A 25,802-nucleotide genomic window follows, 5' to 3' on the forward strand; every position below is an offset into this window, starting at 1 on the left:
AAAATGGTAGAACTTAAAAAAAGACTTTCCGTCATATTGGAAAGTCCACAAGATACAAATACAAAGCTTCTGAAAATCTGTCAGGTTTTGGACAAAGAAATCGATTACTATAACTGGACGGGTTTTTACTTCAAAAATGGCGACAAAGATGAGTTGGTTTTGGGTCCATACGTTGGAGCTGTGACAGATCACGTTATTATTCCTTTTGGGAAAGGGATTTGCGGTCAGGTTGCGGTTTCCGGAGAAACTTTTGTGGTTCCCGACGTCAACGCACAGGATAATTATTTATCTTGCTCCATCGATACGAAAGCTGAGATTGTAGTTCCGATTTTCAAAAACGGCGAAAACATCGGACAAATCGATATCGACAGCCATAAAATTGATCCATTCACAAAAGAAGATGAAGAATTGCTGAACTGGCTTTGTGAGGAGGTTGCAAAGATTTTGTAATTTATAAAAAACTACAAAAGTCACAAAAGTTTTTAATATTATCTTTTGTGACTTTTGTGGTTTTAAACATTTTTTAGCAATTCTCTATAATATTTCCCACACTTTGCCAAGTGTGTTCCATACCAGGAAAAAGCTTCACCATCCACAATTAATATTTTCTGATTTTGACAGACTTCCCGGATTTCATCAATATGTTGTTCTTTAAAAGGAAAAGGCTCGGACGAAAGAAAAATCAGATCAGCAACCTTCAAATCTTCCAACTGAATTTCTGGATATCGTTTCTGGTTTTTGAACAGATTCTCAAATCCCAGTTCTTCCAAAATCCTCGAAATAAAAGTGTCGCCGCCGACTGTCATATAAGGATTTTTCCAAATCAGATAGGCGACTTTTAAAGGTTTTTCAGATCTAGTAATGTCAAAAGCTTCATAAGTTTTCAGATTGAAAAACTGTGCTTTTTCTTCTTTTCCGAATAGATGCGCTAGTTGTTTCAATAGATAATAATTGTCTTCCAGAGTATCAACATTCGTTACCAAAACTCTGAAATCTTTCATCAATTCCTCAACCTGTTCTTTGACGTTTTCCTCTTTGTTAGCAATGATGAGGTCGGGTTTCAGAGATTTAATTTTATCAAGGTTAAGGTTTTTTGTTCCGCCAATAATCTCGACTTCCCTGACCAAATCTTTTGGATGGATACAAAATTTTGTCCGACCAACAATTTCGTCGGTCGCTAAACCCAAATCAAACAAAGCTTCCGTAATCGAGGGAACTAATGAAATAACTCTCATAAAATAAAACGTTTCGACTCGCTCAGCGTGACAGTAATTAATTTCTCGAGATGTCAGTCTGAGGCTCTCGAAGACCTTAAATATAAAAAAAACTCTCTCAAAAATAAGAATTTCTGAGAGAGTTTAATATTCTGAAATTAATAATGATAAATGAATTGCAGAGTTTTCAAATCATCACATCAACTCATTATCATATCAAATTAATCTTCTTTTTTAGTCGCTTTTTTAGCAGCCGGTTTTTTAGCAGGAGCTTTTTCTTCTTTAGCTTCTTCTGTCTTTTCAGCAGCTTTTTTTGCCGGCGCTTTTTTAGCAGCAGGTTTTTTCTCTGCTTTTTCAGCTTTTTCCTCAGCTTTTGGCTCTTCAGCAACTTCTACAGCTGGAACTTCTGGTTTTAAAAAGCTTTCAGGCGTTATGTAACCCGCTTTTTGAAGCAAGTTGTACCACTGAGCCAATTTTTTGATGTCAGACTCATAAACTCTTTCCACATCATAGTTAGGAAGAGATTCAGCCATAAAAGCTCTTAGTTCTTCGCTGGAAGATTTGTGGTTAATCGTTGGTTTGTAGTCGTATTTTTTTGCAATATTTTCAAAAACTTCGAACAAAGGAACTTCTTTATCAAATGTGAACATTGCGATGTTGTCCAAAAGACTTACCTGGCTGGAGTTCGAGATGCTCGCCTTTTTCTTGGTGCTGATATCCTCAACGATGAATCCGTTCTTAAGCTGGGAAACCAATTTGAAAAGTCCCGGTTTTCCGGAGATTGAAATAATTTTTTCTAACTGCATTTTAATATTTTTCTTTAGTATATTTTATATTTTAAATTGTCTGATGTTCGATGATGGATGTCTGATGTTTTCAAAGTTGTAAACTTCCAGCATCCATCTTCCAGCTACTTAGGAAATCTCATTTTATAACTCACGCTAACGTCTCCGTTTGCAATTTTCTGTAGTTTTCCTTTGACGATTTTTTTCTTCAAAGCGCTTAAGTGATCTGTGAACAATATGCCTTCGATATGGTCATATTCGTGCTGAATCACTCTGGCTCTGATGTCAGAAAATGTATCGGTATGTTTAACGAAATTTTCGTCGTAATATTCTATTTTGATGGTTGATTTCCTCTTCACATCTTCACGAACTTCCGGGATACTCAAGCAACCTTCGTTGAATTTCCATTCCTCGCCGGATTCTTCCAGGATTTTAGCATTGATGAAAACTTTTTTGAAGTCTTTCAGCTCATCCGCGATATCTTCGTAATCCTCATCATCCGCAAGTGGTGAAACATCCACGATGAAAAGTCTGATGTCCAAGCCAATCTGAGGCGCAGCCAAACCAATGCCGTTCGCTCCGTTCATCGTTTCGAACATATTATCGATCAGGGTTTGTAGCTCAGGGTAATCTTTGTCGATATCGTGAGCTTTTTTTCTCAAAACATTGTCGCCAAAGGCTCTAATTGGTAGAATCATCTTTTCTGGTCTAAAAAATTTTGCAACAATATCGTTGCGCTTACTTTGTCAATCAATCCTTTTTCCTGTCTTTGTTTTTTGTTTTTTCCGCTTTGGCTGATGAAAAAAGAAGCCATTTTGGAAGTGAAACGCTCATCCAGGCGATTGATTTTTTTTTCAGGAAATTCCTTCTCGAAAACCAAAATAAATTTCTGAATCTCAGTTTCGATTTCGGACATATTTCCTTTCAAATCTGTAGGAAGTCCTATGACAACTTCGTCCACGCTATTTTCAGAAAAATAAGTTTTCAAAAAATCTACAAGTTTTGGAGTTTCAACTGTCGTCAGTCCGCTTGCAATGATTTGTAAGTCGTCTGTTGCAGCAATTCCTGTTCTTGCTTTTCCGTAGTCTATTGCCAGGATTTGTCCCATAAGTCTGCAAATTTACAAAAATTTTCAGCTTACGAAAATTGGTTTTTTCTTCGTTTAAAAATAAACCCTCCAGAAGTTTGAACTGGAGGGTCTATGACGGATAATTGTAAAAATTATTCTTTTATAATTTTTTTAGAAATAACATTGTTCTCTGTTTTGATTTTTACAACATAATTGCCCTTTTCCAATTTTGATAGATCAATATTCTTGCTATTAGATACTTTCAGAAGCTGCCCGCTCGCATTATAGATTTCGACAGATAAGAAAGATTTTTTGGTGTCTATTATAAGATTTTTTTTAACGGGGTTTGGATATATTGAAACTTCTTCACTAGATGCGTCCTCTGCTGACAGAGTTTCATTGATAGAATAAACCAAATCATCATAATAGACAGCCGGTGAAAATGTTGCCTGACTTCCCTTTTTGTATTCTACAGCAAAACTTTTAACATTAGTCCAATTTAAATCAATGTATATATAACCAGAATTTGGGAAGAAGGTTGAAGGAGGAAGGGACTTGGAGTATAAGACATTTCCGTTGATATCATATCCTTTTAAATTGAAGTATTCTAAATCATTAGTATTACTTATAAAACAATATATCCAGACTCCGTATATATTGATGTTTTTGGTTGTGCTGAGTTTTGAACTATACTCACTGGCGGTTGCGCCGTGTCCTGTTCCGCTTTTAGGATTGTAGTTTCTAATGTTATCCCAGCCGGACATATCCCAGCTCCAATTGTACCCATCTTCTGTCCAGCTTCTTGTGCCAAATGGCTCATCGAAATTGAGGGTTAAATTTTGTCCCTTCGTTTCTATATTTCCAAATATTATTAAACATACAACCAGCAGGAAACTTTTAAGCAGATATATTTTTTTCATATTAATAATTGTTTATTATGCTGTAAATCAGTAGCAATTTAACTTATTAATTTTTAGAATACAAAAAAAATATATATTTTTATTTTAAGTCTTCAACCAGTTTTTTGATTTTATCAATATATTTTCCATAAAAATGCTGAAACCACCAATTTCCTAAAAAATAGAGTGCAAATAATCCAAACAAAATAGAAATGATGAATTTGACAGCTAATAGTCCGTCTGTATATTGATGTGAATAAGGAATCGATTCTGTAATGATGATGATCTCACAAACAAAAAATGGAACAAAACTCAGATAGAACGAAAGGTAATATTGCTTATTCAATTCAAATTGGTGAAATAAATCCTTCAGAGAATCATAAGTTCCTAAAGTCGGATTGTTGATTTCCCTATAAAGTTTAAAGAATTTGCTAAAGAAGAAAACCGTCACCAAAGTCATTGAGGCCACCAGAACTTCGATGTAAAGCCTAAAACGAAATGGTATATTGAAAAACCAAATGGCGATTAAAACTATTGGTAAAAGAATAATGGTTGACCAAAATTCATTGCGCATATTTTTTCTGATTTTTTCCAGAGGCAGATGTATTTCTTTTTGTCTTTCAGTAGAGATTTCCGGTGTTTCGGAAACATCTTCTTTATTCCAAAGTGATTTAAGATTATCTAAGTCCATATCTTTGATAGTTATAGTTGATAGTTGGTCTGAGCTGAGTTGTTGGCTGTCAGGCTGATGCTCTCGAAGCCTCTTTATTAATTAATTCCTTTAACTTTTCTTTCGCACGGTTCAGCTTCACTCTTGCGTTTCCTTCCGAGATTCCCATTTGTTCTGCCATTTCTTTCCCCGAGAAATCTTCCAGGTAATAGAAGATCAGAGCTTTGTCAATCGGGTTCAGTTTTTGGATAGATTCGTACATCACTTTCAGTTTTTGTTCGTCTTCGTGGTTGTATTCGTCTTCTTTTATTTTGTAAAGTGAGACATCATCATTTTGAATGAAGTTCCGTTTTTTCTCAGATTTCAGAAAGATAATTGCTGTGTTAAGCGCAATTCTGTAAAGCCAGGTTGAGAATTCACTTTTACCTTCGAATGTCGAAAAAGACTTCCAGACCTGATAAACAATCTCCTGAAAAAGGTCATTTTGATCATCACGATTATCCATATACATTTTGGAAATCTTGAAGATGATTCCTTTATGTTTATCGATTTTCTCTAAAAATTCTTTCTCAGATGAACCCATTTTTGTTTTAACTCTGTTCGGTTAGTAATGATATCAAAAATTTGTTACAAAAAAAGTAAAGTGAAGGGTGAATCAATGGAAAATTAGCTTAGATGGTTGTTACACGAGTCGAGTAGACTGTTACAGAAGCCAAGTTGATTGTTACAGGAGTCGAGTAGACTATTACAGAGGTCAAGTAGATTGTTACAAGAGTCAAGTAGACTGTCAGAGGTCTCGAGTAGACAATCAGAAGAGTTGAGTAAACAATCAAAGGTATTAAGTAGACAGTCAAAGTAAATTAGAATACTTTCATTGCGTTGTGAACTTCAAAAATATGTTTGATGTTGTATAAAAATCTTTAGGTTCTTTGCGTTAAAATAAAACCAATCAATTTTCATATTTTTGTGAATCAATTATCATTCATCACTTATCATTTATAAATATAATCGATGTCTTTAAAAATTTCAGGACTGACTAAAAAATTCGGAGAGCAAGTTGCGCTTAATGATATCAACATAACGATTGCCAATAACGAGATTATCGGATTACTCGGCCCCAACGGAGCCGGAAAATCCACGCTGATGAAATCCATAACAGGCGTTCTGAAAATTGATGAAGGGGAAATTCTTTTGGACGAAAAAAACGTCTCAGAAAACGAAATCGAATCCAAAAAGAAAATAGGTTTCCTTCCGGAAAATAATCCACTTTATAACGAAATGTACGTGAAAGAATATCTGCAATTCGTTGCGAATCTTCATAATATCAAAAAAGAAAGGGTAGAGCAGGTTATCGATTTGGTTGGGATTACACCAGAAAAATCAAAGAAAATCAGCCAGCTTTCCAAAGGTTACAAACAAAGAGTTGGGTTAGCGCAAGCCATTCTTCACGAACCGGATTTGTTGATTCTCGACGAACCAACGAATGGACTTGACCCAAATCAAATTGTCGAAATCAGAAATGTCATCAAAGAAATCGGAAAAGAAAAAACTGTGATTTTGTCCACACATATTATGCAGGAAGTTGAAGCGCTTTGTTCGCGCGTGATTTTGATTCATCAAGGAAAAATTTTACAGGATTCTCCGATTTCGGAATTTAAAGGAAAATTTGAAAGTCTTGAAGAAGCTTTCCAAAGTTATACGGTTTGATTATCGTTTAAACGCTTCGACTCCGCTCAGCGTGACAATGCTAAATAATCAACTTTGATTTATCGAGATGTCAGTCTGAACGGAGTCGAAGACTTTAAAACTATTTCTTTCATCAATCAACCAACAACAAAATTGAACTTCGCCCAAATCATCCTTCCACTCAATCTTAAAGGAACTTTCACGTACAAAGTTCCAGCAGATTTTTTGGATAAGATTGAAGTCGGAATGCGTGTTTTGGTTCCGTTTCGTGGAAAGAAGATCTATACGGGAATTGTTGCGGAATTATTCAATGATTTTGAAGAAACTTTTGTTCCGAAAGAAATCATCAATCTTTTGGACAATCAACCAATTGTTCCAAAACAACAGTTGGATTTTTGGAGTTGGCTCAGTTCCTATTATCTCTGTAATCTGGGCGAAATTTACCGTTTGGCGTTTCCATCTTCTCTCAAGTTGGAAAGCGAAACTTATGTCAGATTGCTATCCGAAAGAACCATTGACTGGCAAAATCTGGATGCGAACGAAACTTATCTTCTCCAAGCTTTGGAAGTTCGACAAATGTTAAATCTGCAGGAGATTGAAGCTTTCATTCCCAAAAAGGAGATCATCAAAACCATCAATGCGCTGATTGATGAACGATATATTTCTGTGGATGAAAAAATCACTGAAAAATATAAGGCGAAGGAAATTGCTTACCTGAAAGTCAATGATGAAGCTTTGGTTTCAGAGAACTTGGCAATGATTCTTTTGAAACTGGATAAAGCTAAAAAACAAAAAGACCTTTTCCTCAATATCCTTTCAAAACAAATTGATAATCCCGAAAATCCAATCAGGAAATCTTTGGTTTTTGATGAAGGAAATTTTGTCAATCAACAACTTAAATCTTTGATAGAAAAAGGTTGGGTTACAGAATATTATTTGGAAAAAGACAGAATCGATTCTTACGAAGGTGAAATCGAAGAAATTGAAGAACTGACCGAGAATCAGAAAAAATCGATTTCAGAAATCAATAAAGCTTTTGAAGAAGGCAAAAATGTGTTGCTCCACGGCGTGACTTCATCGGGAAAAACACACATTTATCTTGAAAAGATTGAAGACTGTATCAACTCTGGACAAAATGTTCTTTTGCTTTTGCCAGAGATTGCTTTGACCAAACAAATCACAATCCGTATGGAAAAAAAATACGGCAAAAAACTAGGTTTTTATCATAATAAACTGACAGATTTTGAAAGAGTTGAAGTTTGGAAAAAAATCAAGAAAAATGAACTTCAAATCCTCATTGGAACTCGTAATTCTTTGTTTTTACCTTTTGAAAATCTGGGATTAATTATTGTTGACGAAGAGCACGATTCGGCTTACAGACAACGTGACCAGCATTTCTTTTTCAACGCGAAAGATTCTGCGATGATGTTGGCAGAATTTTATCAATCCAAATTGATTTTAGGTTCAGCAACGCCTTCTTTAGAAAGCTATGATCTGGCGATGAAGGATAAGTTGCGTTATGTGGTTCTTAATGAAAGATTTGGAAAAGTGGATTTGCCAAGATTTGAAATCGTTGATATCAAAGAAGCACAAAATCAGAAAAAAATCGTTGGGAATTTCAGTCAAAAAATGATTGACGAAATTAACCTTCAACTCGACCATAAAAAACAAACCATTATTCTTCATAATCGCCGTGGTTATGCCAATGTCATCGAATGTGAAACTTGCGGCCACGTCACTTATTGTAGTAATTGTGATGTGGTAATGACCTATCACAAAGCTTCTAACGAACTCAAATGCCATTATTGTGGCCATCGTTCCGGAAAGCCAACAATTTGCCCAAGCTGTCACGGTGAAAACCTGAATACAAGAGGTGTTGGCGTTGAACAAATCGAAGAAGAAACCAAAAATATCTTCTCTGATTCGGAAGTGGACAGGATGGATGTGGACTCGATGCGAAAGAAATTTGCTTACGAGAAACTCTATGAAAAACTGGAAAACGGTGAGACCGATATTTTGGTCGGTACGCAAATGATTTCTAAAGGTTTAGATTTTGATAATATTGAATTGGTCGCCATTCCAAAAGCAGATTCTCTGATTCACGTTCAGGATTTCCGTGCGGAAGAAAGAGCTTATCAATTGATTACTCAAGTTGCAGGACGAGCAGGACGAACCTCGGGGAATGGAAAAATTCTGATTCAGACTTACAATCCGTCGCATTCGGTTTTTGAATTGATTAAAAATCAGGATGTTAAAGAGATTTATAATTACTTCTTAGATGAAAGGAAAAAGTTTCTTTACCCACCATTTGTGAAATTAATAATGATTGAACTGAAACACAGGAAAGAAGACAAAATAAACAGAGCTTCTCAGTTTTTGGGCTCGATTCTCAGAAAATATATTCCGGAAGAATGCATTCTTGGTCCGGAGAAATCGCCTATAGCAAGGCTTAATAACCTTTATCAGTATCAGATTCTTCTCAAATTCCCCAAAAACAAAAACTACAGAATCTATAAAGAATTGCTTCTGAAATCTTTTGATGAATTTGATGAAATCACAGCCTACAAATCTGTGAAAAAAGATTTATTTGTTGATTTTTAACAATTTTTAACGGCTTTTCAGATTTTTTATTACGGTTAATCCGTAAATCGACGGCAATATTCTCTAACTTTACTTAGTTATGATAATAAGATTAGACAATCTTAAACCTTAATTAATAAAAATTCAATAAAAATTGTAATTGTTTTGAGAATGAATAAAATCAAAAATTATTTTTCAATCATCGCAATTGGTTTTTCCTCATTTGTGTTTTCGCAAGGGAGCGTCGCAGTTTCTACATTTCCACAAGTTGCTGATCAGCAGAATCTTGTAAAGGATATCACCGCAGAAAAGGCGCTGTTGTCTCCGAAAGAGCAAATCGAGTTTAATATCAATAAGATGTTTACAGACCCGGTTCTGAGAAATGCGAATTGGGGATTTGTGGTTTATGACCCCAAAACCGAAAAAATTGTAACGGCTTACAACGAAACAGCACCACTTATCCCAGCTTCTACAACCAAATTATTAACCACAGAAACGGCGTTTTCTTTATTAGGGACAAAGTACAGATGGAACACGCAGTTAGAATATTCGGGAAGTATTGATGTTGATGGTGTTTTGACAGGAAATCTCTACATCGTTGGAAGTGGCGACCCGTCTTTGGGCGGAAATAGAGGAGGAGCGGCAAGTTATGGACAAATTGTTAGCCAATATTTGGATGCGATTCAGCAAAAAGGAATTAAGAAAATTACGGGCGATATCATTATCCAGACTGCGATTTTTAAAGAAAACAAAACATCAGAATTACCTCAAAATATTGTTTGGCTGGAGCAAAAAAATTATTTCCTACCTGTGGGAACGACCAAAGATATTGACCCGAGAAATGAGAAATTGTTGATCAACCAGTCAAATAATCCCTTCAATCAACAGAAAAAATACTTTTATATTTCGCCTTATGCCAACAAATTGGTTTACGCAGATAAATTTGAAGGGGCTTGGGTAACGACAAAAGTGGCTGAACCGCCTGCTTTTTTGGCTAATAAATTGAGAGAAAGCTTGGTTAAAAATAAAATCGCAGTTTCAGGAAAAGTCACACCTAAGATTGTTGACAGAGAGCCTGAACCTAGAGAAATTCTGACGACTTATAAATCACCGACTTTGGCAGAAATCGTTAATTACACCAATCAAAGAAGTGATAATGGTTATGCTGAAGCATTGCTGAAATCAAATGGTTTCCAGAAGTTGGGTGATCAAACGGTAGAATCCGGAAGATTGGCCGTAACTGAGCATCTGCAATCAATCGGTTTTGATTTGAATGGACTGAATTATATGGACGGAAGCGGATTATCAAAAGCACATACTGTGACACCTATTTCTCAGGTTAAATTTTTGGCCAAGATGATGAAGTCGCCCTATTATAAAGAATATTTCGAATCTTTGCCTATCGCAGGACAATCTGGAACTTTGAAGCATATGTTTATGGTGAATTCCAACGGACAAATTTTTGCTAAAACAGGAACATTGAATGGTGTAAAATGCCTGGCAGGTTATATCAAAACCAGAAGTAATAAAACGTTGGCTTTTTCTTTATTGATTAATAAATTTTCAGGTTCTGTAGCTCAGGTCAAAGACAGAATGGAACAGTTGCTGGATCCGACTTTAGATTTGTAATAATCAATCTTTTATAAATTAAAAACTCATCTCGCCGGGATGAGTTTTTTTTGTAGCTTTGAATTGAAAATCACCAGTCTTATGAAAAAGTTTTACTTACTCTTTGTCATTTTATTTTCTAATACTATTTTTTTTAGCCAGTCTTTTAATATTGATAGGAAAGGAATTATCGAATCCGAAAAAAGGACTAATCTGAAGTCTATTTTGGATGTTAACGTCAATCCTAATACATTGAACTATGATTTGCAATATGTCAGATTAGAATTAGATTTGGATCCAACACAACAATACATTTCTGGAACAGTGACATCGCATTTCAAGATGCTGCAGAATTCGCCCGATATTTATTTTGATTTAAAGAACAATCTGACGGTTTCCAATGTAAAATACCACGGCCAGGATTTGACTTTTCAGCAATTGAGTACGGATGAAATTAGAATTAATTTTGCGTCAACATTAACTGCTCAAACAACAGATTCTTTATCTATCACATACAGCGGAATTCCATCAACTGTTGAAAATGCTTTTGTTGCTACGACTACGCCAGCCGGAGATCCGATTTTAGCGACTCTATCAGAGCCATTTGGTGCAAAACAATGGTGGCCTACAAAGCAAAGTATGAACGATAAGATTGAAAAGCTGGATATTAAAATATCCACTCCAGCTCAATACACTGTTGGTTCTAATGGGAAATTGATGTCAGAAACAATTTTAGGGAATGGCAGAAAATTGACGTATTGGCAAACTAATTACCCAATTCCGGCTTATCTTTTTGCTTTAGGAATTTCCAATTATACAAAACTAAATTCTACCATCACAACTACAAATAGTTCTTTTCCTTTCCTCAATTACGTTTATCCGTCTTGGGCAACATCGGGCACGCAGGCTAATCTCAATTGGACAGCAACCAGTATGCAAACATTCGAAGATCATTTTGGATTGTATCCTTATCGCAATGAGAAATATGGACATATGCAGTTCAACTGGGGCGGTGGAATGGAGCATGCTACAATGACGTCAATGGGTTATTATGGATTGGATTTGATTGCTCACGAATTAGCACACCAATGGTTTGGAGACAAGTTGACTTGCGGTGCCTGGAACGATATTTGGCTGAATGAAGGCTTTGCGACAATGGGAGAATACTTGGTTTACGAAAAACTATTGATGACGCCTGCTCAATTTCAAAGTTATTTACAAAACGAAATGGATGAGATTACAAGTGCGCCTAATGGAAGCGTCTATATCCCAGACAGCGACCTAAATTCTGGCAGGATTTTCAACGGAAGATTAACTTATACAAAAGGTGGTTATGTTCTTAGAATGATCAAATGGATTTTAGGCGATGATCAATTCTATGCAATGTTAAAAGCGTATCAAAATAATCCAGCGTTTGCCTATAATTACGTTAAGACAAATGATTTTCGAGATTTTTTGAGCGCATACACAGGAAGAGAGTTTACAGATTTTTTTAATGACTGGATTTATGGAGAAGGTTATCCATCCTATCAAATTAAGTGGAATCAAAATACCACAAGCAAAAAACTAACATTTCAAGTTGGACAGACGAGAAGCTCATCTACAGTTAGTTTTTTTGAATTGCCTTTACCAATCAAAGTTTCAGGCTCTGGAGGACAAACCGCTTATTTTGTTTTGGATCATACTTCCAACAATCAATATTTTACGCAAGATGTGACTTTTGATGTGACAAATGTAGAATTCAATTATGAAAAACAAATCATTACAAAAGGTTCTACGGTGACAAAAGATAACAACCTCGCTGTTAATGACATCAATCAAAAAAACATTAGTGTCTATCCAAATCCAGCTAAAACTTTCATCAAAATTTCCGGTTTACAAAATTCGACAGATTATGAGATTTTCTCAGTTGATGGAAAATTAATTAAGAAAGGAATTTCAAATCCAGATTCAGAAATCAATATTTCTACCTTAGTCAAAGGAACTTACATTTTGAAATTCAATAACCAATCGGTTAAAATTATTAAAGAATAACTCAAAAGTTAATTTATCACAAAAAAGCGCTTTATTACAGCGCTTTTTTTATTTTTGTTAAAATCGAAAATCAATAAAAATGATATCACAAAAATTCCTTGAGAACATCACAAACGAATTAACAAATATAGAGAACGACGGACTTTTTAAGAAAGAAAGAATCATCACATCGCAGCAAAGTGCAGAGATAGAAGTGGGTGGGAAAAAACTTTTGAACTTCTGTGCCAACAATTATTTGGGATTATCAAACCATCCGGAAGTGATGAAAGCGTCGCAAGATACCATCAATTCTCACGGTTACGGGATGTCGTCGGTGCGTTTCATTTGCGGAACTCAGGATATTCATAAAGATTTGGAAGCTAAGATTTCTAATTTTCTGGGAATGGAAGATACCATTCTTTACGCTGCTTGTTTTGATGCGAATGGCGGTGTTTTCGAGCCATTATTTTCAGAAGAAGACGCAATCATTTCTGATGAATTGAATCACGCTTCTATTATTGATGGAGTAAGGTTGTGTAAATCCGCAAGATACCGCTATAAAAACAATAATATGGAAGATCTGGAAGCACAATTGATCGCCGCTTCTGAAAAAAATCACAGATTCAAAATTATTGTGACTGACGGCGTTTTCTCTATGGACGGAATTGTTGCTGACTTAAAAGGTGTTTGTGACTTAGCGGAAAAATATGATGCTTTAGTTATGGTTGATGATTCTCACGCCACTGGATTCATCGGGAAAACAGGACGCGGAACACACGAAGCGAATGATGTTATGGGAAGAGTTGATATCATTACTTCAACTCTTGGGAAAGCTTTGGGTGGCGCTTTAGGTGGTTTTACATCTGGGAAAAAAGAAATCATCGATATGCTGAGACAGCGTTCCCGTCCGTATTTGTTCTCCAATTCATTGGCCCCCGGAATTGTTGGTGCGGCTTCCAAAGTTTTGGAAATGATTTCTAATAATACTTCACTGAGAGATAAGGTGATGGAAAACGCAGAATATTTCCGAAAAGAAATGAAGGCCAAAGGTTTTGATATTCCGGATGGCGACGCAGCGATTGTTCCGGTAATGCTTTATGATGCGAAATTATCTCAGGAAATGGCCGAGAAGCTTTTGTCAGAAGGGATTTATGTCATCGGATTTTTCTATCCGGTTGTTCCAAAAGGAAAAGCGAGAATCAGAGTTCAACTATCTGCAGCACACACCAGAGAACATCTGGACAAAGCCATCGCAGCTTTTGAAAAAGTAGGGAAAGAGTTAGGAGTTATCTAAGTAAAACAAAAGCTTACAAGAATTTGTAAGCTTTTTATTGCACAAAAAAACCAGCAAATTTGATTTGCTGGTTTATATTTTAAGAAGAAAATCTGGATTATTTCTTACCGCCGTAAGCTTTGTCCTTGATTCTTGCTTTCTTACCTCTAAGGTCTCTGAAGTAGTAGATTCTCGCTCTTCTCACTTTACCTTGTCTGTTAACTTCAATTTTCTGAAGTGCAGGCATGTTGATTGGGAAAACTCTCTCTACACCAACATCACCAGACATTTTTCTGATAGTGAACGTTTTAGTAGCACCAGTTCCTCTCAATTGGATCACAGTTCCTTTGAAAAACTGCGTTCTGGTTTTGTTACCTTCTTTAATTTCTGTGTACACAGTGATGGTGTCACCGGCTTTGAATTCTGGGAATTCTTTTTTCGTAATGTACTTGTCCTGTACGTACTTTAATAAATCCATTTTTTATAAAAAAAATTTGTTTTGTCAAGCTAAGCAACATTCACGTCCTTCGTCAGAGGTTGATTAACAGGTTGCAAAAATAAAAATAATTTTCATAACAACAATACAATCTGAGAATTAAATTTAACTTTTTTGGACGTATCCCTCGCCAGCGAATCAGCCGCCGCCCGGGTCGGGCTATCCACTGCAATCTTTTTTCCAACCACAAAGGCCGGCGCAAAAAAGGATTTCCGTTACTATCCCTTACGCAGCTACGCCACTATTCACACTTTCTCATAAAAATCATATTAGCAAATGGAACAGTAATTTCATTAAAAATGTAACTTTGTTTAGACAGAATATAAATTATGGCAAATTGTAGTAGTGGATGTTGCGAGACCGATCAACATCAGGAACATTCCCATCAGCATAATCACAGTGACCACGACCATTCTCATGGCAGTTCAAAAACAGGATTAATCATTAGTCTCATTATATTTTTTTCAGGTTTATTTTTAGATTTCTGGTTAAGAGTCGATTGGTTTACAGGCAATCAATGGCTGCGCTTCGGGTGGTATTTTGCGTCTTATATTTTAGTAGCATTTTTAGTATTCAAAGAAGCATTTGAATTGGCCAGGAAATTAGACTTCTTCAATGAATTTTCCCTGATGGGAATTGCCACCATCGGTGCTTTCGCCATTGGCGAATTTCCGGAAGGTGTTGCGGTAATGCTATTTTATACAATCGGCGAAATGTTCCAGGAATCCGCTGTTAATAGGGCTCGAAATAATATCAAATCATTATTAGACGTTCGTCCAAAAGAAGCCACTGTTTTCCGGGATGGAAATTGGAAAACCATTTCTCCGGAAGATGTCAAAATCGGGGAAAAGATTCGGGTGAAAGTAGGAGAGAAGATTCCGTTGGATGGTGTTTTGTTATCTGAAAAAGCAAGTCTCAATACATCAGCTTTGACAGGCGAAAGCAAACCGTCATCCATCCAGAAATCTGAAGAAGTTCTTGCCGGAATGCTGAACTTAGACCAAGTCGTTGAAATTGAAACGACAAAACTTTTCGAAAACAGCTCAATCGTCAGAATTCTCCAGATGGTTCAGGACGCAAGTTCCAGAAAAGCCAAAACTGAATTATTCATCAGAAGATTTGCAAAGATCTATACACCAATTGTTTTCGTTTTAGCACTTTTGGTAACGCTTGTTCCCTATGTTTTTGTTGAGAATTATATCTTCAGGGATTGGCTTTACAGAGGTTTGGTTTTTCTCGTGATTTCTTGCCCTTGTGCTTTGGTGATTTCTATTCCTTTAGGCTATTTTGGAGGAATTGGCGCTGCTTCCAGAAACGGGATTTTGTTCAAAGGTTCCAACTTTTTGGATATTATTGCGAATGTAACAATGGTTGTAATGGACAAAACCGGAACAATGACAAAAGGTGTTTTCAAAGTTCAGGATATTGTTCCGGAGAACATTTCGAAAGACGATTTTCTATCTATTTTATCATCGGTTGAGAGCCATTCTACACATCCTATTGCAAAAGCAGTTTCAGAGTTTCATCCTTCTGATCAGATTCCCGAATCTGTAGAGGAGCTTTCCGGAAAAGGAATCAAGGCGGTTATCAACCAGCAAAGGATTCTTGCCGGAAATACAAAGCTTCTGAAAACTTTCAATATCAATTATCCGGAATTTTTGGAAGAAATTGTAGAGACAACAGTTGTTTTAGCTATTGATAACGAATATAAAGGTTACATCACAATTTCTGATGAAGTAAAAGATGATTCAGAATTGGCTATCAACAATCTGAAAAATAATGGTATTAAAACGGTGATGTTAAGCGGCGATAAAGATTCTCTGACTCAGAATATTGCAAAAAAACTAGGAATCGATTCTGCTTTTGGAGGCTTGCTTCCGGAAGGAAAAGTTGAAAAACTGGAAAATTTGAAAAGCAATCCGAAAGAAGTTATCGCTTTTGTCGGAGACGGAATCAACGATGCGCCCGTTTTAGCTTTGAGTGATGTCGGAATAGCAATGGGAGGATTAGGTTCCGATGCTGCGATTGAAACAGCGGATGTTGTGATTCAAACAGACCAGCCTTCTAAAATTGCGACTGCCATCAAAATTGGGAAAGCCACCAAGAAAATTGTTTATCAAAATATTGGTTTGGCTTTTGGAGTAAAAATTATTGTTTTAATTCTCGGAGCTGGAGGATTGGCCAATATGTGGGAAGCCGTTTTTGCAGATGTTGGTGTTGCCTTGTTAGCGATTCTCAATGCGGTTAGAATTCAAAATATGAAGTTCGATTAATCTAGTTTTTTTACATAGTTTAATTACGCTCGCAGATTTGGCTGATTTAGCAGATTTTTCATCTGCATAATTTGCGAAATCTGTGAGAACAACATACGTTTTCAGATAATCATTTTAAAAAAGTAATCTGCAAATCATATTCGATCATTCTCAATTATCTTCATAAAATTTAATTTTTCAAAATCATTTGTCCGCTGAGAAAATAATTCTATCTTAGTTGAAAATGAAATTATGTTAAAAACTGCAGTGTTTTGTACACTTTTATTGTCTCAATTTGGGACATCTCAAGGCTTTTTGAAGTCTCAAGGTCAGAAAATTGTCAATGAGAAAGGAGAAAATGTCTATCTGAAAGGTCTCGGACTGGGCGGATGGATGCTGCAGGAAGGTTATATGCTGAAGACGGCGGATTTTGCCGGACCTCAATATCAAATCAAAGAAAAGATTGCAGAAGTGGCCGGCGAAGATGGAAAAAACGAATTCTATAAAGCTTATCTCAAAAACGGAATTACCAAAAAAGACATCGATTCTTTAGCAAAATGGGGATTCAACTCCATCAGACTTCCGATGCATTATAACCTTTATACTTTACCAATCGAAAAAGAACCTGTGAAAGGGCAAAATACTTGGCTGGAAGAAGGTTTCCAAATGACGGATAATCTCCTGAAATGGTGCGAGGATAACAAAGTCTATCTGATTCTCGACCTTCACGCGGCACCGGGAGGGCAAGGCAACGATGCCAATATCTCGGATAACGACAAGTCAAAACCTAATCTTTGGCAAAGCGAAGAGAATCAGAAAAAGACAATCGCGCTTTGGAAAAAACTGGCAGAACGCTATAAAGATAAGGAATGGATTGGCGGCTACGATTTGATTAATGAACCTAACTATCCATTCACAGGAAAAAATCCTAACGGAACTGATGAGATGTCTAATGCGCCACTTTGGATGCTTCAGAAAGATATTACGGAAGCCATTCGCCAGGTTGATAAAAAGCATATCATCATTCTCGAAGGTAACGGTTGGGGAAATAATTACAATGGTTTGCCAAAACTTTGGGATGATAATTTAGTTTTAAGTTTTCACAAATATTGGACAACTAATTCTCAAGATGCCATCCAGAATATTATCGATCTAAGAGAAAAACTAAATGTTCCAGCTTGGTTAGGCGAAACCGGAGAAAATTCCAACGTTTGGTTTACAGAACTGAATCAATTGTTATTAAAAAATAACATCGGTTACGCTTATTGGCCAATGAAAAAGATTGATAATATCGCTGGTGTAACCAATGTGAAAATCACTCCGGATTATCAGAAGTTATTGAATTACTGGAAAAATGGTGGAACTAAACCAACTAAAGATTTTGCCAAGAAAACATTGATGAAGATTGCCGATAATTATAAATTGGAAAATGTAGAAATTAAAAAAGATGTCATCGATGCATTGTTCCGCCAGGTGAATGATGAGAGTACAAAACCTTACAAAAACCATAAAGCGCCGGGAAGAATCTTTGCGACGGAATATGATTTGGGAAGATTTGGAAGTGCTTATTCTGATAACGATTTCCAAAACCTTTGGGTGAGTAATGGAACTCATACAGAATGGAACTCCGGAAATAAAATGAGAAATGACGGCGTTGATATCTACGCTTGTAATGATAAAATCACCAACAAATATTATGTTGGGAAAACTGAAAAAGGAGAGTGGCTGCAATATACTGTGAATAGCAATCTGGCTAAGAAGTATAAGTTGAACATCAGATATAATAATGAATCCGCTCAAGCTTCAGAATTGGTCATCAAAACAGAAAATGGTGATGATTTGGGCAATATAAAATTAGCTCCAACCGGAAAAGTCTGGAAAACAGTTTCTGTAAATAATATCAACTTAACGAAAGGAGAAAACAAACTCAGATTGTACTTTGAAGCTGGAAATGCTAATCTTAATTACTTCGAACTTCAATAAAAAATTAAATTTTAAACAAACCAATAAAACCGAATGTTGAAAAATGTTCGGTTTTTTCTTTATAAGAAAGACTTTGGCTTGATATTGTATAAGGTAATTTGTTGTAATAAATTAATTTGTAAATTAGAAAGAAGAAATTTCGTAACAATAACGATAATTTTTTGACTACTTAATAAAACTAAACTATGAACAAAATCTTTTCTTTAACCTTTCTGTTTTGTTTCTCAATTGTTTTTTCTCAAAGCACGCTGAGTGTTTATAGAGCGGACAATCATAAGCCGATCAAAGGCGCGAAAGTCTATTGTAATAATCAATACATAACAGAGACCGATGAGAAAGGTGTAGCCACTTTCACAACCAAATGTTCCAAGGTTGATGTAGAAATCAACGGGTTTATAGGAGATGAAGTTGTTGTTGACAAAATAATGGAATTGGAACTGGACAGAGAAAACGCCAAAACCCACGAGATAGAAGGCGTAACACTTTCCAACGAAAGCGACCCGAGAGCTTTGGCAATCATAGATAAAGTTTTCCGAAGTTTTAAGGATAATTCTCCTAATGCCTTAGATTCTTATTCCTACAAGTCGTATGAAAAAATGTCTTATGATGTGGATGAGGACAGCATCAGAGAGTACAGAAGGTTCATAGATGCTAGAGAAGACTCTTTATCAAAGCTTCCGAATCGTGATTTTTCCCAGAAAGATAAAAAGAAAAAGGATTCTATAGAAGGTGAACAGATGATGTCGGTCATCAAAGACAGCAAAATGTTTCTTTGGGAACGTGCGATGCAGTTTTTGTATTCTAAAAAATATGGCGAGAAAGTTAATATCCTGGATAACAGAATCTCCGGTTTGAAAAATCCTGTTTATGAGATGCTGGCTCTGAGATCCAACAGAGACAAAATCCCAAGAGAAATTCTTCCCGAAAACAGAAGCCTTTACAGATATTTCTTAACAGACTCTATCGATATTGATGGCAGAGAGAATTTCGTCATCCGTTTCCGTCAGGTGGATTACAAAGTGCCTGTTAACCGTAGAAAATACAACGGTTATCTGTACATCGATAAAGAAACTTATGCCATCAAAAAAATCGAGAGTAATAGCAAAGTAAGAACAGACGGAAGCATCACTTCGGTTTGGATTCCGATTCAAAACAAATGGTTTCTGAAGACCGAGAACCTTAAAATCAAAATGGGATCATCAGAATTTTCGACGGTTAAAAAGAAAGACAACGAAACGGCTGAAGAGAAAAAAGAACGGTTGTCCAAAACCAAAAGATTTGGTAATTATGCTTATATGAAAGCCGATTATTTCGATTTCCAGACGCCTGTAGAACTCAAAGCGTCTCAGTTTAGCGGTTATACAATGGGCGTTCAGAATGCAGATGGAACATTGCTGGATCAATACAGAACCGACAGTCTTACAACCAGGGAAAAGCAGACTTATGTCAAGATTGACAGTCTCGGTAAAAAATATACATTGGACAGCAAGGTCAAGGTTTTGACGGCGTTGTTAAGAGGGAAATTCACAGTAGGACTGGTAGATATTGATCCTTTACAAACCAAATACAACCGCTACGAAGGTTTCAGATTAGGTGCTGGCTTTAAGATGAATGAGCGTTTCAACCGTTACATTTCGCCTGATGTTTATTTGGCTTATGGCTTCAAGGACAGAGATTGGAAATATGGTGCAGGGATCGATTTCCGAACCACTTTGGAAAGAAATTCTTTCTTCAGAATCGAATATTTCCACGATGTGGCCGCTTCGGGAAGGTTCAGCCAAAATCTTTGGAATATGAAGATGTCCATCAATAATACGGGAATGTCTATTCAGAATGATAAATATTATAAGTATGACGGTTTCCGCGCAGGTTATGAAATCGATCTTTCTAATTCTTTAACTTTAAATGTCTCTGCAAAAAGACAGACCGAAGAAGCAGGATTCGATTATCAGTTTATGAATCAGTCCGGTCAGTTTACGACATTCAGCTCGTTGGCAACGATCAAATTCTCTCCGAATAGTAAAAACATTATGACGCCTGCCGGAAAATATACATATGACCAGAACTTTCCGGAGGTCTATTTCAACTATGAACAAGGTTACAAAACTTTGGGCGGCGATTTCAATTACAGCAGACTGGATGTTCTGTACACCCATCAGTTCAGGACTATTTTAGGAAATACCGGGACAAGAGTATATGGTGGTTATTATCTTGGCGAAGCACCAATATGGCACGCTTTCGAGATGGGCGGTTTGGATTCTAATAAGAATACAGGCATCTTATCCAATTTCAATTTCACGACCTATCTTGGGTTCGCTACAATGACTGCTGGGAAATATTTTAATGATAAGTTTGCCGGCTACTTTATCACGCATCGCATTCCTTGGTATTTCAAGAGTTTTGGTAAGAACACGTCCAGTTTTGATGTTATTTATAAAGGTGTGATTGGTAATATGAAAAACCCGGAATATCATCAGTTCGAATTTTCGCCTTTGGATCATCTGTACCAGGAAGTCGGTTTCGAATACAACAACTTTCTGAGTTCCCGTTTTAACTTAGGTTTCTTCTACAGAGTCGGGCATTATGCCAATAACAATTTTAAAGATAATTTTGCAGTCCAGCTCAAGCTTAAACTTCTAGAATTTTAACAATGAACGATCTATTCAAGCAACAGGTGTATGAAGTCACCAGACTAATTCCTAAAGGTCGAGTTTCCACCTACGGCGCTATTGCAAAGGCAGTGGGTTATCCCAATCATTCCCGCCACGTGGGCAATGCGATGGGCAATTGTCCCAAAGATGTTCCGGCGCACAGGGTTATCAGCAGTTCGGGAAAATTATCTGTCCCATCGTTCCGGGAAAGATTGGAAAAAGAAAATGTGGTGGTACAGGAGAATTGGAAGATCAAAGATTTTAAAACCCTCTTTTGGGATCCATTAGCGGAATTATAATTAATAAAATGTCCCTTAGTTACAAGCTAAGGGGTTTTCTTTTTATATAATTAATAACAGGAATTGACTCCGATTTTTAGTGAAATTAATCTAAAAAAATGCCCTTCTGCAAGCCTTATGAATAGGGCATTTGTAGAGGTACTTAAAAACAACTTGATATTTTATACAAAAGGTCAAGTTGTTTTAATCAAAAGATCAAGTTCTTTTTTATAAAACGACTTGTTGTTTTTCATTCTCTTTGTAGATTTTTATCTACAGATTGAAAATATTAATTCAATTTGCTTTTTTGTTTAATTAAAATTTATATTTTTATCTCATAAAATAAATTTAATTTTTAATTAAAAACACAAACAATGTCTATTAAATTTAACGTAGTTCCACGTAAAAATCCGAGAGATTTGGATGCGCCTGCAAAGTATTACGCCAATATCGTGGGTGATGGCAAAACCACTTTGTCTGATCTTGCAAAGCACGCCAGCACAATGTCCACTGTTTCAAAAGCCGATATCCTTGCCGTCTTAGAAAGTACGTTCGAGAAAATAGCGCAGGATGTAGCCGATGGCAAAATCGTGTATGTGGGAGATTATTTCACCTTACAGGCAGGAGGATCCAGTATGGGTGCAGAAACAGAGAAAGAGGTGACAGCCGCCAATATCAAAAGTGTAAAGGCGGTGTTCCGCCCCGGGAAGATGATAAAAGACGCCTTGAAGCTGGCAACGTTCCAGAAGAAAAGTTAGGTGTTTTTTAGTTAATTATTTCCCGTAGATCATATAGTATTGGTTGGTGGATTTACTATCATAATCATTTGTGTTTTTTTTTTTTTACTATTTTGGTCTGCGGGGTTTTTATTTATTATAACACCAATATAAAAGCCATCTCAACTGAGATGGCTTTTATATTGATATTCGTGATAGAACTTATTTGAAAGCTTCAATCGTTTTGTTGATGGCATCAATCTGTTGATTGATGGTTGGGCTGTTCGGATTGTTTTTCAGAACTTCCATTTTCTTATTTAGCCCATCTTTTAGCATCTGTACAATCATCATTTTCACTTGCGGATTGTCCGGCATCTGAGATTTTGCCTGAACCAAAACTTTAGTCACTTTCTCAGTGGCTTTCAGGTTGTCAGAACTCATAATCCAATTGTATCCTTCCTCAGCAGATTTGCCCAAAGTAGGATCCTGGAACTTGATGAAAGGGTAGAAGGCAACAGTTGTTCCGATAGCCGGCATCTGTTTCTCGATTTTATTCTTTACAATGATCGGAAGCAGCTTGGATATCAAATCATCTGAAGCACCGTTCAGGTCAATGTTTTCGATGGATGCAGCTGCTTTTGACGGATCCAGCTCTGCAATTCCTGCCAATGAAGATCCTTTTACGGCATTAGAAACAGCATTCAGACCTTTTTCGTAGATCGAACCGTACTTTGTATTTTTGGTTTTTGCCAATGCTGAGATCGCTGCAGCCTGGACCAAAGTTTTCGGATCGTTAGAGGCTAACTTTTCAACCTCAACAGTCAAAACTTTTGCTTGCTCAGGAATCGTTAAATCGATTTGCTCCAAAGCCTGCTCTCTGATTCTGAAGAAAGGATCTTTCAATGCTGCTGCCAACAATTTGATACCTGCAGGGTTTTTCCCGGCGTCTTCTTTAATATTGCTTAAGGCGATAGATTTGCTCTTGTATTCTTTAGATCCCGTAAACTGAAGGAAACTTTGTTCTGGTGTTTTAGTCTCCGTAACATCTGCGACCAGGATTCCATCAGCATTGATATTGATCAAATCAGGTGTTTTAGAAGAATCAAAAGTGAACGTATTTTTCGCCTTGGCATCTACCCAAACTTGTTTTCTGCTAGGTTTTCCGTTATCATAGACATCAATTGCCAGAGGAAACTCAAAAGGCTGATCCTGAGATTGATTGATAACCACAGTTACTTGCTTTTTAACAGGTTCGTAAGTTGAAGTATAGCTCAATTTCGGATGTCCGCTTCCGAAATACCATTGATTGAAGAACCAATTCAGGTCTTTCCCGGACACTTTCTCAAAAGACAATCTTAACTGATGCGCTTCGGCATTGCCATATTCATACGTTTTTAGATAGTCGTTCATTCCGGCAAAGAAAGCATCATCGCCAAGATAGTTTCTCAACATATGAAGAATTCCGCCACCTTTCTGATAAGTTACCAAGTCGAAAACATCTTCACGGGAAGCATAATTGAATCGTACCAAATCCTTTTTGAAGTCTCCAGGATTGTGAATATAATGATTCACATCTTCCATCTGGTGATAATCGGCTTGATCTTTTCCGTACTTATATTCGTTCCACAGATATTCGGAATAGTTGGCAAAAGATTCGTTAACCGTTAAGTTACTCCAGCTTTCTGCCGTAACCAAATCTCCAAACCAATGGTGGAACAATTCGTGAGCAATGGTGTCTTCCCATTTGTTCTCATCGATGAGTTGTCCAGGTTTCTGAAGAATATCACTTCCGTGAAGTGTTGCAGTAGTGTTTTCCATTGCGCCGGAAACATAATCTCTTCCCGAGATTTGCGCATATTTTGCCCAAGGGTAGTCGTAGCCTAACTTTTTAGAAAAGAACTCAATCATTTCCGGCGTGTTTCCGTAAATCTGTTTTGCATAAGGCTCGTATTCCTTTTCGATGTAATAATCGACAGGAATATTTCTCCATTTATCCTTCACAATTGCGTATTCTCCAACGCCCATAAAGAAAAGGTAAGTTGAATGTCTTTTATCCATCACCCAATGGTCTGTTCTCATATTGCCGGATTCTTTTTGAGAATCTTTCAGAATACCGTTGGAAAGGGTAACATATTTATCAGGAACAGTCATATAGATTTCCTGAGTAGTTTTCTGGTTGGATTTGTCAATGGTTGGAAACCAGGCAGATGAAGATTCTGTTTCTCCCTGCGTCCAGATCTGAGTTGGTTTATCCGGATCTTTGCCTTGTGCATTGATAAAATAAAGCCCTTTTGCGTCATTAATTGCTGCGCTTCCCTCTTGCTTTACTTCATTCGGACGTGCTGTGTATTTGATGTAAACAGTATAATCCTGATTTTTCTGATATGTTTTATCAAGTGTGATTTTCAGCTCATCGTTTTTATAATCGAATTTCAAAGGAGACTTAGAACCGTTTTTATCCAAAGCCACATCGTGAATCAACATCCCTTTGGCGTCAAGAACCAATTCGTTGGTCGCATAGAAAAACGGACTTGCGGTCAGCCATTCTTCACCGTTCATCTGTTCTTTCTGATAGTCGAAACTGACTTTCAGCTTGGTGTGTTTTAGCTCTGTAGTTTTGGTATGAGTTGCTCTGTAAGGAACGTTTCTGCCAGAAGTTTCCGTTTGTGCAAAAACAACATTTGAATTAAAAATTGCACCCAAGAAAAGTGCAGCTATGAATATCTTTTTCATTCTTCCGAATTTATCTCGTTGATTATTTTAAATGTTATAAGTCTTGATTTTTAAAGGATTGTTACAAAAAAAGTGGGAAATTCCCACTTGATTTTATATCGCCACCGGCGCTTTAATCCCCGGATGCGGATCATAATTTTCTAAAGTGAAATCCTCAAAATCAAAATCAAAAATATCTTTGATTTCAGGATTCAGTTTCATTGTTGGTAAAGGTCTCGGTTCTCTTGAAAGCTGTTTCTGAACCTGCTCAAAATGATTGTTATAAATATGAACATCACCAAAAGTATGAACATAATCACCAACTTCAAGTCCTGTCACCTGCGCCACCATCATCAACAAAAGAGCATAACTCGCAATGTTGAAAGGAACTCCCAAGAAAACATCAGCACTTCTTTGATACAGCTGCAGTGATAATTTTCCATCAGCAACATAAAACTGAAACAAAGCGTGACAAGGTGCCAAAGCCATATTCGGAATTTCCGCAGCGTTCCAAGCGGAAACTATTAATCTGCGGGAATCCGGATTTTTTTTGATTTGCTCAATCACTTCAGAGAACTGGTCAACCACTTTTCCGTCGGCTCCGCTCCAGCTTCTCCACTGTGCACCATAAACAGGACCCAAATCTCCGTTTTCATCTGCCCATTCGTCCCAGATTGACACACCGTTATCTTTCAGATATTTAATGTTTGTTTCGCCTTTGATGAACCAAAGCAATTCATAGATAATAGATTTCAAGTGAACCTTTTTCGTCGTTACCAAAGGAAATCCTTTCGATAAATCATAACGCAGTTGGTAACCAAAAACACTACGTGTTCCCGTTCCTGTTCTGTCGGTTTTGTCGGTTCCGTTATCTAAAATATGCTGAAGTAGATCAAGGTAGTTTTGCATTGTGGTTA

General features: G+C 36.7%; 21 protein-coding genes. 11 read left to right on the forward strand and 10 right to left on the reverse strand.

All coding sequences use genetic code 11. The features are described 5' to 3' along the window. The first annotated feature begins 3 nt into the window (after positions 1-3). Positions 4-450 (forward strand): GAF domain-containing protein, encoded by a 447-nt coding sequence (locus BXY58_RS13885; RefSeq protein WP_120214465.1) that lies wholly within the window; start codon positions 4-6, stop codon positions 448-450. Between the two features lie 62 nt (positions 451-512). Here the strand turns inward: BXY58_RS13885 and BXY58_RS13890 are convergent, their stop codons facing one another. The 7 genes from BXY58_RS13890 to BXY58_RS13920 form a co-directional block, all read right to left on the reverse strand. Beyond that, positions 513-1,235, reverse strand: coding sequence for a helical backbone metal receptor (locus BXY58_RS13890; RefSeq protein WP_120214466.1), 723 nt, complete (start codon positions 1,233-1,235; stop codon positions 513-515). A gap of 200 nt (positions 1,236-1,435) precedes the next feature. After that, positions 1,436-2,020, reverse strand: coding sequence for a DUF5606 family protein (locus BXY58_RS13895; RefSeq protein ID WP_120214467.1), 585 nt, complete (start codon positions 2,018-2,020; stop codon positions 1,436-1,438). A 104-nt stretch (positions 2,021-2,124) separates the two neighbouring features. After that, positions 2,125-2,697 carry a peptide deformylase gene (def, locus tag BXY58_RS13900; RefSeq protein ID WP_120214468.1) on the reverse strand — a complete coding sequence of 191 codons (573 nt, stop codon included), beginning with the start codon at positions 2,695-2,697 and terminating at the stop codon, positions 2,125-2,127. After that, positions 2,694-3,107: a Holliday junction resolvase RuvX gene (ruvX, locus tag BXY58_RS13905; RefSeq protein ID WP_120214469.1), complete on the reverse strand. Its 414-nt coding sequence runs from the start codon at positions 3,105-3,107 to the stop codon at positions 2,694-2,696. The genes def and ruvX overlap by 4 nt, the downstream gene beginning before the upstream one ends. Positions 3,108-3,220: 113 nt before the next feature. Further along, positions 3,221-3,988: a T9SS type A sorting domain-containing protein gene (locus BXY58_RS13910; protein WP_120214470.1), complete on the reverse strand. Its 768-nt coding sequence runs from the start codon at positions 3,986-3,988 to the stop codon at positions 3,221-3,223. 79 nt (positions 3,989-4,067) lie between these two features. Beyond that, positions 4,068-4,658 carry a hypothetical protein gene (locus tag BXY58_RS13915; protein WP_120214471.1) on the reverse strand — a complete coding sequence of 197 codons (591 nt, stop codon included), beginning with the start codon at positions 4,656-4,658 and terminating at the stop codon, positions 4,068-4,070. A 49-nt stretch (positions 4,659-4,707) separates the two neighbouring features. After that, the gene (locus BXY58_RS13920) at positions 4,708-5,220 is read right to left on the reverse strand and encodes an RNA polymerase sigma factor (RefSeq protein ID WP_120214472.1); all 513 of its coding nucleotides are present in this window, start codon (positions 5,218-5,220) and stop codon (positions 4,708-4,710) included. Between the two features lie 428 nt (positions 5,221-5,648). Between BXY58_RS13920 and BXY58_RS13925 the strand changes: the two genes are divergently transcribed. From BXY58_RS13925 to kbl, 5 genes are all read left to right on the forward strand, one after another. Then, positions 5,649-6,344 carry an ABC transporter ATP-binding protein gene (locus BXY58_RS13925; protein ID WP_120214473.1) on the forward strand — a complete coding sequence of 232 codons (696 nt, stop codon included), beginning with the start codon at positions 5,649-5,651 and terminating at the stop codon, positions 6,342-6,344. A 132-nt stretch (positions 6,345-6,476) separates the two neighbouring features. After that, entirely contained in the window at positions 6,477-8,924 is a 2,448-nt protein-coding gene (gene priA, locus BXY58_RS13930) for a replication restart helicase PriA (protein ID WP_120214579.1), read from the forward strand. A gap of 150 nt (positions 8,925-9,074) precedes the next feature. Then, entirely contained in the window at positions 9,075-10,532 is a 1,458-nt protein-coding gene (gene dacB / locus BXY58_RS13935) for a D-alanyl-D-alanine carboxypeptidase/D-alanyl-D-alanine endopeptidase (protein ID WP_120214474.1), read from the forward strand. Between the two features lie 81 nt (positions 10,533-10,613). Then, a complete protein-coding gene (locus tag BXY58_RS13940; protein WP_120214475.1) occupies positions 10,614-12,545 on the forward strand; it encodes a M1 family metallopeptidase in 1,932 nt (643 codons plus the stop codon). A gap of 79 nt (positions 12,546-12,624) precedes the next feature. Further along, positions 12,625-13,818, forward strand: coding sequence for a glycine C-acetyltransferase (gene kbl, locus BXY58_RS13945; protein WP_120214476.1), 1,194 nt, complete (start codon positions 12,625-12,627; stop codon positions 13,816-13,818). Between the two features lie 97 nt (positions 13,819-13,915). Here kbl and rplS read toward each other — a convergent pair whose 3' ends face one another. Further along, complete coding sequence (gene rplS / locus BXY58_RS13950; RefSeq protein ID WP_120214477.1) at positions 13,916-14,275, reverse strand: 50S ribosomal protein L19; 360 nt, start codon at positions 14,273-14,275, stop codon at positions 13,916-13,918. Positions 14,276-14,622: 347 nt separating this feature from the next. Here rplS and BXY58_RS13955 point away from each other — a divergent pair, with 347 nt between their 5' ends. The 5 genes from BXY58_RS13955 to BXY58_RS13975 all read left to right on the forward strand — a co-directional run bounded on the left by BXY58_RS13955 (position 14,623) and on the right by BXY58_RS13975 (position 22,215). Next, positions 14,623-16,566 carry a heavy metal translocating P-type ATPase gene (locus BXY58_RS13955; protein ID WP_120214478.1) on the forward strand — a complete coding sequence of 648 codons (1,944 nt, stop codon included), beginning with the start codon at positions 14,623-14,625 and terminating at the stop codon, positions 16,564-16,566. Between the two features lie 231 nt (positions 16,567-16,797). Beyond that, the gene (locus BXY58_RS13960) at positions 16,798-18,528 is read left to right on the forward strand and encodes a cellulase family glycosylhydrolase (protein WP_120214479.1); all 1,731 of its coding nucleotides are present in this window, start codon (positions 16,798-16,800) and stop codon (positions 18,526-18,528) included. A gap of 185 nt (positions 18,529-18,713) precedes the next feature. Continuing rightward, entirely contained in the window at positions 18,714-21,176 is a 2,463-nt protein-coding gene (locus tag BXY58_RS13965; RefSeq protein WP_120214480.1) for a DUF5686 family protein, read from the forward strand. A 2-nt stretch (positions 21,177-21,178) separates the two neighbouring features. Continuing rightward, positions 21,179-21,478: an MGMT family protein gene (locus BXY58_RS13970; protein ID WP_120214481.1), complete on the forward strand. Its 300-nt coding sequence runs from the start codon at positions 21,179-21,181 to the stop codon at positions 21,476-21,478. 353 nt (positions 21,479-21,831) lie between these two features. After that, complete coding sequence (locus tag BXY58_RS13975; RefSeq protein WP_120214482.1) at positions 21,832-22,215, forward strand: HU family DNA-binding protein; 384 nt, start codon at positions 21,832-21,834, stop codon at positions 22,213-22,215. A 180-nt stretch (positions 22,216-22,395) separates the two neighbouring features. Here BXY58_RS13975 and BXY58_RS13980 read toward each other — a convergent pair whose 3' ends face one another. Together BXY58_RS13980 and BXY58_RS13985 are read right to left on the reverse strand one after the other, a co-directional pair. Beyond that, complete coding sequence (locus tag BXY58_RS13980; protein WP_120214483.1) at positions 22,396-24,906, reverse strand: M1 family metallopeptidase; 2,511 nt, start codon at positions 24,904-24,906, stop codon at positions 22,396-22,398. A gap of 93 nt (positions 24,907-24,999) precedes the next feature. Beyond that, on the reverse strand, positions 25,000-25,794 hold the full coding sequence (locus tag BXY58_RS13985; RefSeq protein WP_120214484.1) for a thymidylate synthase: 795 nt from the start codon (positions 25,792-25,794) through the stop codon (positions 25,000-25,002). Between the last annotated feature and the right edge of the window lie 8 nt (positions 25,795-25,802).

It is taken from the genome of Epilithonimonas arachidiradicis (genome assembly GCF_003610695.1).
GTDB lineage: Bacteria > Bacteroidota > Bacteroidia > Flavobacteriales > Weeksellaceae > Epilithonimonas > Epilithonimonas arachidiradicis.

Excerpts from the sequence above, each read along its gene's own strand:
- BXY58_RS13885 (WP_120214465.1), top strand. The coding sequence starts at position 4 with ATGGTAGAACTTAAAAAAAGACTTTCCGTCATATTGGAAAGTCCACAA.
- BXY58_RS13890 (WP_120214466.1), bottom strand. The coding sequence starts at position 1,235 with ATGAGAGTTATTTCATTAGTTCCCTCGATTACGGAAGCTTTGTTTGAT.
- BXY58_RS13895 (WP_120214467.1), bottom strand. The coding sequence starts at position 2,020 with ATGCAGTTAGAAAAAATTATTTCAATCTCCGGAAAACCGGGACTTTTC.
- def (WP_120214468.1), bottom strand. The coding sequence starts at position 2,697 with ATGATTCTACCAATTAGAGCCTTTGGCGACAATGTTTTGAGAAAAAAA.
- ruvX (WP_120214469.1), bottom strand. The coding sequence starts at position 3,107 with ATGGGACAAATCCTGGCAATAGACTACGGAAAAGCAAGAACAGGAATT.
- BXY58_RS13910 (WP_120214470.1), bottom strand. The coding sequence starts at position 3,988 with ATGAAAAAAATATATCTGCTTAAAAGTTTCCTGCTGGTTGTATGTTTA.
- BXY58_RS13915 (WP_120214471.1), bottom strand. The coding sequence starts at position 4,658 with ATGGACTTAGATAATCTTAAATCACTTTGGAATAAAGAAGATGTTTCC.
- BXY58_RS13920 (WP_120214472.1), bottom strand. The coding sequence starts at position 5,220 with ATGGGTTCATCTGAGAAAGAATTTTTAGAGAAAATCGATAAACATAAA.
- BXY58_RS13925 (WP_120214473.1), top strand. The coding sequence starts at position 5,649 with ATGTCTTTAAAAATTTCAGGACTGACTAAAAAATTCGGAGAGCAAGTT.
- dacB (WP_120214474.1), top strand. The coding sequence starts at position 9,075 with ATGAATAAAATCAAAAATTATTTTTCAATCATCGCAATTGGTTTTTCC.
- BXY58_RS13940 (WP_120214475.1), top strand. The coding sequence starts at position 10,614 with ATGAAAAAGTTTTACTTACTCTTTGTCATTTTATTTTCTAATACTATT.
- kbl (WP_120214476.1), top strand. The coding sequence starts at position 12,625 with ATGATATCACAAAAATTCCTTGAGAACATCACAAACGAATTAACAAAT.
- rplS (WP_120214477.1), bottom strand. The coding sequence starts at position 14,275 with ATGGATTTATTAAAGTACGTACAGGACAAGTACATTACGAAAAAAGAA.
- BXY58_RS13955 (WP_120214478.1), top strand. The coding sequence starts at position 14,623 with ATGGCAAATTGTAGTAGTGGATGTTGCGAGACCGATCAACATCAGGAA.
- BXY58_RS13960 (WP_120214479.1), top strand. The coding sequence starts at position 16,798 with ATGTTAAAAACTGCAGTGTTTTGTACACTTTTATTGTCTCAATTTGGG.
- BXY58_RS13965 (WP_120214480.1), top strand. The coding sequence starts at position 18,714 with ATGAACAAAATCTTTTCTTTAACCTTTCTGTTTTGTTTCTCAATTGTT.
- BXY58_RS13970 (WP_120214481.1), top strand. The coding sequence starts at position 21,179 with ATGAACGATCTATTCAAGCAACAGGTGTATGAAGTCACCAGACTAATT.
- BXY58_RS13975 (WP_120214482.1), top strand. The coding sequence starts at position 21,832 with ATGTCTATTAAATTTAACGTAGTTCCACGTAAAAATCCGAGAGATTTG.
- BXY58_RS13980 (WP_120214483.1), bottom strand. The coding sequence starts at position 24,906 with ATGAAAAAGATATTCATAGCTGCACTTTTCTTGGGTGCAATTTTTAAT.
- BXY58_RS13985 (WP_120214484.1), bottom strand. The coding sequence starts at position 25,794 with ATGCAAAACTACCTTGATCTACTTCAGCATATTTTAGATAACGGAACC.